This window comes from Pseudomonas sp. MWU12-2037 (genome assembly GCF_023242345.1).
Classification (GTDB): domain Bacteria; phylum Pseudomonadota; class Gammaproteobacteria; order Pseudomonadales; family Pseudomonadaceae; genus Aquipseudomonas; species Aquipseudomonas gingeri_D.
The window spans coordinates 16,997-29,255 of sequence record NZ_JALLIZ010000032.1; the positions used below are offsets into that span (position 1 = coordinate 16,997).

The window sequence follows — 12,259 nt, forward strand, 5'->3', positions numbered from 1 at the left end:
GGTTTACGGCTTCGGGTGATGCTCCAGGACCTGCAGGGCGATAAGCGCGTCAGGCAGTTCCAACTCACTGAACACCTGCACGCCGGCCTGCTTCAACAAGGCCGCCGTCACCCCTTCGCCGCGAACCTTCACCCCACTGAAGGTCCCGTCATAGGTCAACAGGTTGCCACAGGACGGGCTGTTGGCCTTGAGCACCGCGATACGGATGTCATGCCGCCGCACCAACTCCAGCGCCTGATACGCACCAGAGAGAAAGGCGTCGCTGACATCCTCGCCCTCGGTGGTGATCACCCGGGCCAGTCCTTCCAGTACTTGCGCGCCCTGCCCGCCGGGAATCTCCGCTGCCGCACGGGGCGTCGGCAGGCCACCGGCCACTTCCGGGCACAACGGCACCACCCGACCTTCATCCTGCCACTGGGACAGCTGCGCGTAAGGCCCGCTGGCGCCACCGTCATAACGAACCAGATGCCCCAGCAAGCAGCGACTGACCAGAATCTTCTGCTTCATGGAAACGGATCGCTCCCGCGCCGACGAAACCAGCCGGTCAGTGACAGGCGTTCACGGGTCGCCGGCAAGACTTCATGGGGCACCTCCCCCGAGAGGAACAGCACCAGGCAACCGCCGGTCGGAACCACGTCATGCTCCACGCCGTCGTCAAGGTACATACGCAATTGGCCGCCGTGCTCCGGCAACCAGGCATCGTTCAGGTAGATAACCGCCGACACCGTCCGTCGATCATCATCACGGAAGCGGTCCACGTGTTTTTTGTAGAAGGCTCCGGGCGGGTACAGCGCGAAATGGCTTTCGAAATCCTCGAGCCCCAGGAACAGGCCACGGTTGAGGGCCTCGCGCAGGCTGTCCATCAACCCCATGTATTCATCGCAGGGCCTGGTCTGGCCGGGTTCCAGCCACTGGATATGATCGCCACGAATTCCCTCGCGCACTTCCTGGGCAGGCCCGCGTCCCACGCCAGCCGGGGTCAGCTCGCCCTCGGCGGATCGCTGGCGGCACTCGGCGGCCAGGGCCAGGGTCAGCGCCTGCGGCAGGAAGATATTCTGCTGCGACCAGCCACGCTCGGCCAGGTCGTCGACGATACGTAACAGCAGCGGGTGATCAGAGGGAATGTGCATGCCGCGCATAGTATCCAGAAGCCCGGAAATCCGACAGAGCCCCCCGAACGACTTACAGGAATTCTCGACAAGTACCGCGCTCGCCGGGACAATAGCCGGCTGTAGACAGGAGTCCCTATGCGCCGTTTGCTTTTTTCGCTATTGATGTTCTGCACCTTGCCCGCCTGGGCAGACAACCACGACCAGTTGTACCGGGTCGCCGGTTGGCCGGAACAACGCGCGCATTTCAACGATGCCCTGAGCGCCGCCCAGCAAAAGTACCGCAACAGCCTGCCACCGGCGGTCTATGACGCGCTGGTGAGCAACAGCAACCAGCGTTTCGCGCCCCAGGCCATGGACCAGCGGGCCGAGGCCCAGTTGCGCCAGAACCTCGCCAACCCGAAGCCGGCCCTGACGTTCTTCCAGTCACCGCTGGGACGCAAGATCGTCTCCGCCGAACTGCTCGCCACCCGCCGCGACCAATTGGCCAAGAACGCCAAGGGCCTGCCGCATATCGAAGCCAGCGCCACCCGGCGCCTGCTGATCAACCACCTGGGCCGTGCGCTGCCGGCGCGCGAAGCCGGGGCGGAAGTCAGCCTGGCCATCGCCGGCGTCGCGGCCGACAGCCTGAGTTCGATGATTCCGGGGCTGCTCGGTGCCGGCGCGGCACAAAGCATGCTGAACGGCCAGCGCGAACGCTTGATGGAACAGATCGGCAACGACCTGGATAACACCCTGCTCTACGTCTATCGCGGCCTGTCCGACCCGGAGCTGGAAGAGTTCAGCAACTTTGCCGAGTCGCCGGAAGGCAAGGCCTACTACCAGGCCGCGCTGGCCGCGATCCGCGCCGGGCTGGCGGTGGGACAGAACCTGCCAACCGCGCCGCCTGAAAACTGAAGGCAACACGGCCATGCCTGCAACGCTCGAAATCCGGGCGTAATATAAAAACTTGGGCGCCATCCATGCAGTAGGTTCGCCTCCCCCCAGGAGACCACCCATGTACAGGATCAACCTTGCTACCGCTGCTGATATCGAGGGTATCGCCCAACTGCTCCAGGCCAATTCCCCTTCCCAGGGCGGATCGCTGACCGGAGAGTTTCCTCTCGACAAGGTCAGGCAGATGGCCCTTGGCGGCTCCCCCGTGGTGGTTGCCTTCCGCGATGACCGTGTCGTTGGCGTATTGTTCAGCGCGCCGAAGGATATGCACCCCGCGCCGCCATCGATCCAGGCCATGCTGAGCGCATGGCCGGGTACGCCCGACGCCTACGTGTACGGCCCCGCCTGCATCGCCAGCACGGAAAGAGGCCAAGGCCTGCTGCCGCAGCTCTACGCGCAACTTCAGCGGCATTGCCCCGGTCGTGAAGCGATTCTATTCATACGCCGGGACAACACCGCCTCGCTGCGAGCCCATGAACGCCTGGGCATGCACGAAGTCGCGGGTTTCACGCTGGAAGGTGATGAGTATGCGGTGCTCAGTGACCGACCGGCTGCAGAAGTATCGCGATAGCCTGAAACCCTCCGAGCTGGCTGGCGATGACGGCGGTGAATATGACGTCGCCATCGCCAGCAAGCCGGCTCCTACAGGGGCGGTGCTCCGAGCAATTTCAGCAGGCGCTCTTTCGAACAGTGCCTACGCGGTTTGCGCCTGCCCTTCAAGGGACCAGGCCGCGACCCACTCCCGCACATCGGCATAGGGATAGGCCTCCAGCGCCGAAAACCCCGGCAGCGCCCTGGCCTTCAACTTCGTAAACAACGGCACGCTGATACCGCAGAGGAAGCGCGTCAGGCACTCCGCACTCGGCGAATGCCCGTTGTGCTCCTGGTGCTTGTGGATAAAACCACTGCACAGCCCCGGAAAGTCGCGCTGATCAAGAGCAGGCAACGCCGGCGGCTCCGGCAGGCACGCCACCTGCCCGTGACATACCGAACAATGCCCACAGCGCTCAGGCGCCTGCTCGTCGCCGAAATAGCGGGCCAACCGATAGCCCAGGCATTGCTCGGTGGCAAACAAGGCCAGCATCGCGTGAATCCGCGCAATCTCGCTGACCTCGTGCTGGGCAAAATAGGCGTACAGCTCCAGGCTCAGGGCATGGGGATCGAAGTCGCTGACCAACAGACTGTAGACCTCGGTCATCTGCTTGCTTTCCAGCTCGATCCAGCGCCGTTCCTGGAAGAAGTCCAAGGCCTTCACCACCCGGCCGCGCTCGGCCTGATGCTGTTGATACAAGGCGTCGAAGTTCACCGTGGCCCAGGTCCGCGCGCGGCTGGAGGTCTGGATAATCGCCGAGACAAAGTCGCGCCGCTCGCCCTCGAACTTCGCCAGCAACACCTCGGGCTCCACCAGGAACTTGAAACGGTACTCGGCGAAATACGCATAACGCGGCGCGATCAAGCCACGCAACTCTAGTTGCACCAGCAAGGTCTTGAGCGGCAACTGGCGGATATTGCTCTGGTCCGCCAAGGGCCCGAGCAGGAATTCCCACTGGCCGTCCGGGATCGCCCCCTTCAGCTCATCCAGCACCCGCCGAATCCCCTCCAGTTCCGGCGTATCGCCGTAGACGAAGTTCTCCAGCACATTGAGGCTGTCGCGGTTGGCCAGCACCAGGCAATCGGAAGGCTGGCCGTCGCGCCCGGCCCGGCCGATTTCCTGGCTGTAATTCTCGATGGACTTGGGCAGGTCGAAATGCACCACGTTACGGATATCGGCCTTGTCGATGCCCATGCCGAATGCGATGGTGGCGACGATGCAGTTCAACTGCCCGGCCATGAACTGCTTCTGGATCGCCTCCCGCTGCTCATGGGGCAAGCCGGCATGATAGGCCGTGGCCGGGATTTCGTTGCGGCTCAGGTGCTGGGCGATCTGCTCGGCGGTCTTCTGCAAGGTGACGTAGACGATACTCGGCTGCCCGACCCGCCCGCCCAGCCATTCCACCAGCCGGCGATGCTTGTCCTGGCCGCCGACCGATTCCACCAGCAGGTTCAGGTTCGGCCGATAGAAACCGGTGGTGACCACATCGTCCGGCGCAATGGCGAACTTGGCCTGCATATCGGCAATCACCTTCGGCGTCGCGGTGGCGGTCAGCAGCAAGGCCTGGGGAATGCGGAACTGGCGCTGATAGTCCGGCAGCTTCAGGTAGTCCGGGCGGAAATTGTGGCCCCACTCGGAAATACAGTGCGCCTCGTCCACCACCAGCAGGGAAATCTGCACCTGCTGGAGAAAATTGCGGAAGCGCTCGTTCTTCAGGCGCTCCACGGAAATCATCAGGATCTTCAGCTCGCCGGAGCGGGCCCGGGCCATCACCGCATTGGCTTCATCGCGGCTCTGGGCCGAGTCGATGCTCGCCGCTGCGATACCGTGGCGTTGCAAAAACGCAAGCTGGTCCTGCATCAGCGCCAACAGCGGCGACACCACCAGCGTCAGGTGCGGCAGGAGCAGCGCCGGCAGTTGATAACACAAGGACTTGCCGGAACCGGTGGGAAAGATCGCCGCCGTCGAACGCCCGGCCAATACCGCGCTGATCGCGGCCTCCTGGCCGTCGCGAAACTGTGGATAACCAAAAACCCGCTGGAGGGTGTCGTGCATAAGCTGTCACTCCGTTGACCGCTGTGGATAAACAAACCCTAGGCGGTCGGGCGAGAAAAGGTCCGAGGCAAGCATTACAAACTGCTACGGCGCGCCAGACTAGCGCAAAGCAGGCCGGGGTTGCGGGATAGCGACCAATACCCGGATACAAATCCCCAGGTGCGCCCCTGTGGAAATGCCGGTTACATCGAAGCTCCTTTGGCGACTGACAACCAGTCGCCGATCACTGCGCCGTTGAAACGGACGGTTCAACGGTCCTCGTTTGCACAGGAGCTTATATGGACACCGCACCTCGCCCCTTCTCTCGGTTGGCCCGTCACGGCCTGCTCCTGGCGCCTCTCTTGCTGAGCGGCTGCCTGTCCGGCCTGGACTCCAGCCTGCTCAAGCCGGGCGCGGCTGAGATCGAGCCGCTCTCCAGCCGCTTCGAAACCCCCGAATACAAGGCCCAACGCGCGCTGGCACCGGTCAAGGCGTCGGCACTTTATGCACAGGGCGGCACCGGCAAAGGTATCAGCGTGGCGATCATCGATTCAGGCCTCAATACCGAACTGCCCGAATTCAAGGACCGCCTCGCCACACCTGGCCACGATTACGTGCGCGACGTCCCCGAACTGATCGATCCCCACGGCCATGGCACGCAGATGGCCGGCATTATCGCCGCCAACCGCGACGGCCAGGGCATGCACGGCATCGCCTTCGATGCCAAGCTGATCGCCATGCGCATCGGCGACAACAACGAACCGTTCTTTTTCGACGATCAGATCGCCCGCGCCTGGAAAGACAGCTTCGCGGCCGGGGCCCGGATCCTGAGTAACTCCTGGGCCAATGACATTCCCGCCACCGAAATCACTGAAGCGCGCTACAAACAGGTGATGGGCGATTCCTTGCCGGTTGCTCGCCAGTTGGTGGCCGACGGCGCCGTGTTTGTTTTTCCCACGGGCAATGAGCTACGCCGCGAACCCCTGGCCGAACCCGGCCTGCCCGTGGCCTTGCCGGAGCTGGAAAAGGGCTGGATCGCCGTGGTGGCGCTGAAGAATGACGGCACGCTTATCAACCAGAAGTCCAACTACTGCGGCGTGGCCGAACGCTGGTGCATCGCGGTCCCGGGCGGGGATGGTGGCGTCGACAAAGGTTTGCTGACCACCAGTGCCAAGGGCGGCTACAAGGAAACGGCCGGCACCTCGCCCGCCGTGGCGCTGGTCAGCGGCGCGCTTGCCGCCCTGCAAAGTCGCTTTCCCGAACTCACACCCCAGCAACTGCGTGATGTATTACTCGACAGTGCCAACAACAGCGGGCTTTTTGCCAAGGGCGAGGCTTATGGACGCGGCCTGATGGATCTGGCGGCGGCAACGCGACTGGCAGGCGAGCGTGCGAAGCAGCAGCCGACAAATCTCGCCTACCGATAACACGGTCCTGCGGGATAGAACACCCCGTAACGGCCCCCAGAAACGAACAACGCGCCAGACAGGGCGCGTTGTGGGGTTGGATCAGTGTGCGATTCAGCGATTTTTTACCCGCTCGATCGCCGTGTCGTACACCGGGTTGGCTTTCTGTTCCTTGGCCAACTCGTAGTGACGCTGGGCGTCGGAGAACTGCCCGGCGTCTTCATAGATACGGGCAATGTTGTAGTACGAGCTCGCGCGCACGGTGTTGGCCGAGTTGCCGGCTGCCAGGGCAACGGCCTTGCGGTTGGCCCAAATGGCTTCAGCGGTATTACCGGCCTTCTGATACGCCAGACCGAGGTTGCTGTAGGCCTGACCAAAGCCGTTGTTCAGATCGATGGCCTGACGGAAGAAGGCAATCGCCTGCTCCAGATTACCGGCCTTGTAGGCCGCCTCGCCTTTCACATTCAGAGCCTTCGCATCGATCTGCGCCGTAGAGCTGACCGCCACTTCGGCGACCGCGACCTTGTCGTCAAGCAGCGGGGAGACTTCATTCAACACATTCTTGGCCTCCACGGTCACACCGCTGAAGGTGTTGATGTCCTGGAAGTCACCGTTGCCGGTCATACGGAACACGGTCCACAGGTTGCCGCTGCGATTGACGGGAACGTAATAGGTACGGACCAGGGACTGCCCCATGTAGACAAATACCGTGGCCTGGCTGTTGGACAACTGGCGAGAGCCCGGATTGTTGGCGTTGGTGTAGTCATGCACTGCATACACATAGCTTTCGCCGTAGTGCTTCTTCTGCAGGGTGATGGTTTCCGGGCCATAGCTGTCGGTGTCATCCACGTCCAATTCGGCGTCGGTGCCCTTCTGCTGTTCGAAGTAGATATTGTTGCCGGGGAAAATCATGTGGGAGTCGAGGTCTGCCGGAGTCTTGCCCCAGGTCAGCACCACGCGCAGGCCGTCGAGGCTCTGCATCACTGGACTGACGGCATAGGTCATGTCCTTGCAGGGGCACTTGACCACCAGATTGGAATAACCGGTCTTCTTGATGATCAGCAGATTGCTGGCATCGTCGGCGAAGTTGGCCTCGAGAACGACCTGCCCCTGGGCGTTGGTCTTGCCAACCACGTTCTGCTCACCGTTGCGCTGCAACAGCACTTCGGCGTCGGCGATCTTCTGATCCTTGACCACGGCACTGAGGACTTCGATGGGCAATTGCCCGGCCTGGACCGACCAGGCGGCGGCACACAACGACAATACCGAGGCCACGCGAAGCAGAGACATACTTAACTCCCTTTAAGTGCAAAAATCGAGCACCGGATGGCGCCCTAAAAACTGGTGGGAAACATACCGATTTTTTGTCTGAGGTGCCTGCTTTTCAAAAGGAAAATTTCATTTTTGTGGAGCCATCGTTACTCGCCAACGGCCATTTGACGATTTAATCTGCAACTCCCCTCAAAGCCCACGAGAAAGCGCCGATAACCCGCTGACTCACCAAGGAAGGCAGCGGCGACATGCACCAACCCGAGCAAGAAGATGACGATGGCGTCATCCGTTTCAAGCGCCTGCACCCCGAACATTTTGACGTGGTGCTGGGATCGCACCCGGCCAAACAGAAAGTACCGCGCCCGGCGCAGCCCAAATCCTATGGAATGTGGGTATTGGTGCTGATACTGGTGGGTATGCTCGGCTACATGACGGTCAACCGTAACAGCAGCCACCCGATCCCTGTTGCGCCACTGCCAGCGGATGAGCCAGTGCCGATTGAAACGGCCAAGCCGTCCGAAGCGCCAGTGGAGCCGGTATCGCATCCAGAACCTACCGCCAAACTCGTGCCAGCGCCTGCACCGCAAGTGGTTGTCGTGGTGCAGACCCAGGCGCCCGCGGCAGCAGCAGCAGCAGCAGCAGCAGCACACACCCCGCCCACCCCGAAGGTCCAGGGCCTGGTGTCGGCCAGCTACCTGGCGGGCTACCAAGCCAACTTGAACGCACCTGAAGCCAGACAGACACGCCAATACGAAATCGCCACGGTGAGCATTCGCGAATGGGATGGCCGCGACCGTTATCAGGCGAAATGGCGGATCTTCAACAACGTCATCGACAACGCCAGCGTCTGTGGCAACTTCCTCGCCGGCAGCACCGAGCGCCGTGAATGTCGCAAATCGGCGGAGGTCTTTTTCAAGGAACAGTGCGGCGAATGGGGCAAGCGCTGGGACCGCGACCAGGATGAGAAAAGCAAAGAGATGGAAGTGCGCTATTGCACCGCGATGAAGACATATAGCGCGGCGGAGTGAGTCAGAACCGGACGTCGATAATCGTCAGGTCGTCATCGCTATCCGGCGCCAATAACGCACCACTTTCCAGATGTTTCCGTTGTTTGACAGGACAAAGGTCCGCCCAAAACCCGTCCGTTGCCAAAACCCAACGCGAGCCATCTGACACCTGGAATCGGCTGACCTGAGGAGAATGCTCACGCCTTGCGCTGAAACAGCGCGTCAGGCTGTGGCGGTCGGCATGTATCGCAATCTGTGCATGGGTCAAATCACCTCGCCAGTTGGCTCGGCAATGGGGCAAGGTCAGCCACTCAACCTCACCGGACTCTAGAACCCGACCCAAACAACAATCTCCGGCATGAATCGCAAGGACCTCGTCAGGGGTAAATAGCACGATCAAATAGCTGGTACTTGATGGGGCAAATACCCTGGCGAGTGAGTCATGCCCCTCACTCAGCAACTGTAATAACGCCGCTTCAACCCTGTCTGGATGCAATTGCTTTGCACTTAATTGCCCAAAACCACCCTCCATATGCGCAATCAGGGCCTTGGCCAACTCAGCGCTCTGCGAAGACGAAGTCGAGCCGTCAGCCAGCAGGTAAAGGTGGTGGTGCTCCTGTGAGGCAAATCCGGTGCAATCCCTGTTATCGCTCGTTCGCCCACCTTGAATCGTCAGTACATGGTCGATGGGCATGAACTGACTACCCCTTTGCCATCTGCTTCAGTCGACCAAAAATAATGGCCTCACGCCCACGATCGCCCCGAGCGGCGCTCTGCACCACATAGGAAAAATCCCTGTTGTTGATCAGTTCGGTCATATGCTCACTGAGATACTGCTTGAGCGGCAGAGCGGCATTGCTCACTTCGGCCACTAACTCCTCGCGCCCATCAACCAGGTTGACGATGTCCTCGATATCCTTGCTATTGAGCGTGTCACCACCGCCTCGTCCTTTGTAGGCTTCAAACTTGGTACCGAGAAAGTAGGGTGGCGCGAAGACACGTATTTGCGCACCGCTGGGCAGACGGTGGAGCCGAGCGTGCTGAAAACCCTCATCGAACCAACGGTTGCTGTAGCCCAGAATCGCTTTGTCGGAAGGCATGAAATCGACCTTCAACTCGCCAAGACGCATTCGACAATTAACGTCATCCAGAGGGCTTTCCATGAAGCCTCGACTACGAAGTTGCTCCATCAACCTTGGCCAACCTGCATAACCGGCCAGTTGCACGACCAGATCAACATCATCGGTAAAACGCAGGTCCTCAAGCGTCACCTCATCGGTCACCAACAAGGCCGTGGTGCAGCCGCCGACAAATGCCACCTGCTGGCAGAGTTCCTCACCCAGAGCCTGAGCGACCACATCCAGCATTTCCAACAGGGCTTTCTGTTGCTCACTCATGAAGAATCCATTTTCTCAGTAGCTGGTTCGCCACATCGGCTTCTCGCGGGCTTCCCAAACGTATGGCGTCGACCAATGCCAGATAGTGGTAAAGCAGGTAATCTCGCTTGACCGCCTCGGGGACAGTCTTGTAAATCGGAGCCACCGCCTGGCCCTTCTTTTTTCCCTTGGGATCCGGCCAGACCGGTATCAGATCGCCCCCGCTCATGACCTTTCCTTCCAGGATCGGTGCGGCAAAACCGGTAGGAATACCGCGAACTGTCGCACCGGGCCTTACCGGAAAAACGTACTTGAGCCCATTAGCCACAAGATCCAGCAAAGCACGACTATTGGCCTTTGGCAGGCCGTCTTCGTATCCAAGCGTTACGAGACCGATGTCACGGCAGCGAGTCAGGGCGTTTGAAACTTCACTTTTGCTCAAGCTCAACGACGCAGCCAAGGCTCGGACCGTGTAGCTGTCGTCGCTCTGCTGATCAGCAGGCTCAGCCTGATAGTCCCAACCTTGCCACTCCAAAGCGTCCGAGAGATGGAAGCTCATCGTGTCCCGATGACTGAACAAGTCCTCTGGATTGCCGTACAAAAATTGACCTATCTCACCAGTGCTTTCGGAAATTTCCAGCCGTCGCTCTCGACTCAGATCTTCCTGAGCCTGCTTTTCCAAGCTGATCAATTTGAAGAGAAGCAACACATCTTGACTTTTCATCTCAATAGAACCTCACATGTCCACAGTCCATGGACTGTGGACATGTAGCCTTTGCCAGTTGGATTTTGTCAAGAAAAAAGCACCATCAAACCGCTATAGCAGGCTGAATGGCCAAACCGATAGGTAGCCACCTGACAATCCAAAATGCCACGGCTTGCGGAGCCGTAATGAAGCCCCCTATAGTTCGCCCCGTCGCTGCCAATTCAGCGACCGGGTTTGGTCACCTGTCAGAGTGCGCACTAGCGCCACAGTGGATGTTGCAGGCGCGTTTCGTGCCAGCACGCTTCATGGCGGCTGTGTGCAGGACACCTTCGGGTGTGCCGGTGCGCTCTGCCGGTTGACCAACCTGTGCACAGTCCGCCACCCATCGCTTGGTCACGATGAGAGCGGATCCATGGAACTCATCAGAGCGCATACCTATGAATACTCAAAATCGCTATATCCCTCTCAGCACCAATTTCACCACTATTCCCGTCCTGGTCATCGACACCAACGCCAGCCTCGACGACCTGCAAACCAGCGCCTACCAACGCCTTCAGGCCGCCAGCGACCTGCTGGAAACCATGACGTGCGTGAGCCTTGTCACCACCTGCGACAAAGACTTCACACACGTCACCAATGCCGCGTACCTGCTGGTGCGTGAAGGCTGCGACCTGTTGCAACTGGTCCAGCAGCGAACGATGGCGTTGAGCAGGCAAGTCGCTCAGTAACCCCCTCAAAGACAGGCCATTTCTCTATAGGAAATGGCCTACTTAGCTTGGGTAATTCACAACCCATTTTGAGAGTCTGGCTACGAGAATGAAGGTAAGAGCTGATCCACAGCAGGTATCAGCGCCTTCATTATTTGCATTCGGCTTTCTGACGCAGCCTCTCAATAGCCCGCAGAAAATCCCTTCTGGAGGTAATCAGGTGACAATTCAGACAATGCTCGAACAAGCATATGCCTTGCCTATGCAAAAAACCGATGCTACTCTGCATATGCTAGACATATGCAGGAGCAACATCATGCGCACAGTCTCAATTTTCAAGAACGGAAAAAATCAGGCGATTCGCCTGCCAAACGACATGGCTTACGAAGGTGTAGGAGAACTGGAAATTACCCGCAATGGCGATGTGATCACCCTGCGCCCCGTGCGTCCCAGCTGGCAATCGCTGGCAGAAGTGCCCGCTGCTGACACGGACTTTCTGCAAGAGCGTCCGGACATCATCACCGATGAAGGTAGGTTCAACCTGTGACCACCTATATGCTCGATACCTGCATTTGCTCGTTCATCATGCGTGAACGCCCCGAATCCGTATTGAAGCGGTTGGTAGCAGAAGTTGGCCGAAATAACCGAATCGTAATTTCTGCGATCACTTATTCAGAAATGCGCTACGGACAGATCGGCAAGAAAGCGTCCGCCAGACACAAAACGATGGTTGATGAGTTTGTGAAACGCCTGGATGCTGTCCTGCCGTGGGATCAGAGCGCCGTGGACGCAGCGATCGAAGTAAGACGTCAATTAACTGATAGCGGCTCAATCATTGGCGGCAATGATACTGCCATTGCGGGCCACGCCATAGCCATGGGGTGCAAGCTAGTCACCAATAATCTGCGCGAGTTCAGTCGTGTTACAGGTCTTGAATACGAAGACTGGGTTCACTGAAGTATTACTCGCCAAGTTTGTTGTCTTGGGACGAGCAGATTGATAAAATAGCCACAACGCATCTGGTCAACCATTTGCCCACCTTCCGAGGCCCGCATCGATTCATCGAGCGGGCTTTCGTGCATCTGGGGATAAGAAATGCATACTTTCTTGTAAG

At 59.4% G+C, this 12,259-nt stretch carries 14 protein-coding genes; 7 read left to right on the plus strand and 7 right to left on the minus strand.

Features of this window, described 5'->3' with window-relative positions; translation table 11 throughout:
• Nucleotides 1-3: 3 nt before the first annotated feature.
• Both M5B42_RS31330 and M5B42_RS31335 read right to left on the minus strand, forming a co-directional pair.
• Entirely contained in the window at nucleotides 4-507 is a 504-nt protein-coding gene (locus M5B42_RS31330; RefSeq protein WP_152736770.1) for a DUF523 domain-containing protein, read from the minus strand.
• Complete coding sequence (locus M5B42_RS31335; RefSeq protein WP_103497963.1) at nucleotides 504-1,139, minus strand: 2OG-Fe(II) oxygenase; 636 nt, start codon at nucleotides 1,137-1,139, stop codon at nucleotides 504-506. Before M5B42_RS31335 ends, M5B42_RS31330 begins: the two co-directional genes overlap by 4 nt.
• A 108-nt stretch (nucleotides 1,140-1,247) precedes the next feature.
• Here M5B42_RS31335 and M5B42_RS31340 point away from each other — a divergent pair, with 108 nt between their 5' ends.
• A complete protein-coding gene (locus tag M5B42_RS31340; protein WP_103497964.1) occupies nucleotides 1,248-2,006 on the plus strand; it encodes a DUF2059 domain-containing protein in 759 nt (252 codons plus the stop codon).
• A 100-nt stretch (nucleotides 2,007-2,106) separates the two neighbouring features.
• Complete coding sequence (locus M5B42_RS31345) at nucleotides 2,107-2,616, plus strand: GNAT family N-acetyltransferase (protein WP_248747987.1); 510 nt, start codon at nucleotides 2,107-2,109, stop codon at nucleotides 2,614-2,616.
• Nucleotides 2,617-2,739: 123 nt separating this feature from the next.
• On the opposite strand, the gene M5B42_RS31350 is transcribed toward M5B42_RS31345, so the two are convergent.
• Nucleotides 2,740-4,692, minus strand: a complete 1,953-nt coding sequence (locus M5B42_RS31350; protein WP_248747988.1) for an ATP-dependent DNA helicase RecQ — start codon at nucleotides 4,690-4,692, stop codon at nucleotides 2,740-2,742.
• Nucleotides 4,693-4,970: 278 nt separating this feature from the next.
• On the opposite strand from M5B42_RS31350, the gene M5B42_RS31355 reads away from it, so the two are divergent.
• Nucleotides 4,971-6,098 carry a S8 family peptidase gene (locus M5B42_RS31355; RefSeq protein WP_248747989.1) on the plus strand — a complete coding sequence of 376 codons (1,128 nt, stop codon included), beginning with the start codon at nucleotides 4,971-4,973 and terminating at the stop codon, nucleotides 6,096-6,098.
• A 93-nt stretch (nucleotides 6,099-6,191) separates the two neighbouring features.
• Here M5B42_RS31355 and M5B42_RS31360 read toward each other — a convergent pair whose 3' ends face one another.
• Nucleotides 6,192-7,367 carry a tetratricopeptide repeat protein gene (locus M5B42_RS31360; RefSeq protein WP_152736764.1) on the minus strand — a complete coding sequence of 392 codons (1,176 nt, stop codon included), beginning with the start codon at nucleotides 7,365-7,367 and terminating at the stop codon, nucleotides 6,192-6,194.
• Between the two features lie 230 nt (nucleotides 7,368-7,597).
• On the opposite strand from M5B42_RS31360, the gene M5B42_RS31365 reads away from it, so the two are divergent.
• Nucleotides 7,598-8,377: a hypothetical protein gene (locus M5B42_RS31365; protein WP_248747990.1), complete on the plus strand. Its 780-nt coding sequence runs from the start codon at nucleotides 7,598-7,600 to the stop codon at nucleotides 8,375-8,377.
• 1 nt (nucleotide 8,378) lies between these two features.
• Here M5B42_RS31365 and M5B42_RS31370 read toward each other — a convergent pair whose 3' ends face one another.
• The 3 genes from M5B42_RS31370 to M5B42_RS31380 are packed head-to-tail and all read right to left on the minus strand — an operon-like array spanning nucleotide 8,379 to nucleotide 10,456.
• Nucleotides 8,379-9,050 (minus strand): protein phosphatase 2C domain-containing protein, encoded by a 672-nt coding sequence (locus tag M5B42_RS31370; RefSeq protein ID WP_152736762.1) that lies wholly within the window; start codon nucleotides 9,048-9,050, stop codon nucleotides 8,379-8,381.
• A gap of 7 nt (nucleotides 9,051-9,057) precedes the next feature.
• Nucleotides 9,058-9,753: a hypothetical protein gene (locus M5B42_RS31375; RefSeq protein WP_152736761.1), complete on the minus strand. Its 696-nt coding sequence runs from the start codon at nucleotides 9,751-9,753 to the stop codon at nucleotides 9,058-9,060.
• Nucleotides 9,746-10,456 (minus strand): hypothetical protein, encoded by a 711-nt coding sequence (locus M5B42_RS31380; RefSeq protein ID WP_152736760.1) that lies wholly within the window; start codon nucleotides 10,454-10,456, stop codon nucleotides 9,746-9,748. The genes M5B42_RS31375 and M5B42_RS31380 overlap by 8 nt, the downstream gene beginning before the upstream one ends.
• Before the next feature lie 419 nt (nucleotides 10,457-10,875).
• Here M5B42_RS31380 and M5B42_RS31385 point away from each other — a divergent pair, with 419 nt between their 5' ends.
• The 3 genes from M5B42_RS31385 (at nucleotide 10,876) to M5B42_RS31395 (ending at nucleotide 12,102) form a co-directional block, all read left to right on the plus strand.
• The gene (locus M5B42_RS31385) at nucleotides 10,876-11,166 is read left to right on the plus strand and encodes a hypothetical protein (protein WP_152736759.1); all 291 of its coding nucleotides are present in this window, start codon (nucleotides 10,876-10,878) and stop codon (nucleotides 11,164-11,166) included.
• A gap of 295 nt (nucleotides 11,167-11,461) precedes the next feature.
• Complete coding sequence (gene vapB / locus M5B42_RS31390; RefSeq protein WP_103497971.1) at nucleotides 11,462-11,692, plus strand: type II toxin-antitoxin system VapB family antitoxin; 231 nt, start codon at nucleotides 11,462-11,464, stop codon at nucleotides 11,690-11,692.
• A complete protein-coding gene (locus M5B42_RS31395; protein WP_103497972.1) occupies nucleotides 11,689-12,102 on the plus strand; it encodes a type II toxin-antitoxin system VapC family toxin in 414 nt (137 codons plus the stop codon). Before vapB ends, M5B42_RS31395 begins: the two co-directional genes overlap by 4 nt.
• Nucleotides 12,103-12,259 lie beyond the last annotated feature (157 nt).

What these genes read in the sequence shown, in the direction of transcription:
- vapB (WP_103497971.1), top strand. Translation starts at nt 11,462, where the DNA reads ATGCGCACAGTCTCAATTTTCAAGAACGGAAAAAATCAGGCGATTCGC.
- M5B42_RS31355 (WP_248747989.1), top strand. Translation starts at nt 4,971, where the DNA reads ATGGACACCGCACCTCGCCCCTTCTCTCGGTTGGCCCGTCACGGCCTG.
- M5B42_RS31350 (WP_248747988.1), bottom strand. Translation starts at nt 4,692, where the DNA reads ATGCACGACACCCTCCAGCGGGTTTTTGGTTATCCACAGTTTCGCGAC.
- M5B42_RS31340 (WP_103497964.1), top strand. Translation starts at nt 1,248, where the DNA reads ATGCGCCGTTTGCTTTTTTCGCTATTGATGTTCTGCACCTTGCCCGCC.
- M5B42_RS31360 (WP_152736764.1), bottom strand. Translation starts at nt 7,367, where the DNA reads ATGTCTCTGCTTCGCGTGGCCTCGGTATTGTCGTTGTGTGCCGCCGCC.
- M5B42_RS31370 (WP_152736762.1), bottom strand. Translation starts at nt 9,050, where the DNA reads ATGCCCATCGACCATGTACTGACGATTCAAGGTGGGCGAACGAGCGAT.
- M5B42_RS31345 (WP_248747987.1), top strand. Translation starts at nt 2,107, where the DNA reads ATGTACAGGATCAACCTTGCTACCGCTGCTGATATCGAGGGTATCGCC.
- M5B42_RS31385 (WP_152736759.1), top strand. Translation starts at nt 10,876, where the DNA reads ATGAATACTCAAAATCGCTATATCCCTCTCAGCACCAATTTCACCACT.
- M5B42_RS31330 (WP_152736770.1), bottom strand. Translation starts at nt 507, where the DNA reads ATGAAGCAGAAGATTCTGGTCAGTCGCTGCTTGCTGGGGCATCTGGTT.
- M5B42_RS31375 (WP_152736761.1), bottom strand. Translation starts at nt 9,753, where the DNA reads ATGAGTGAGCAACAGAAAGCCCTGTTGGAAATGCTGGATGTGGTCGCT.
- M5B42_RS31335 (WP_103497963.1), bottom strand. Translation starts at nt 1,139, where the DNA reads ATGCGCGGCATGCACATTCCCTCTGATCACCCGCTGCTGTTACGTATC.
- M5B42_RS31380 (WP_152736760.1), bottom strand. Translation starts at nt 10,456, where the DNA reads ATGAAAAGTCAAGATGTGTTGCTTCTCTTCAAATTGATCAGCTTGGAA.
- M5B42_RS31365 (WP_248747990.1), top strand. Translation starts at nt 7,598, where the DNA reads ATGCACCAACCCGAGCAAGAAGATGACGATGGCGTCATCCGTTTCAAG.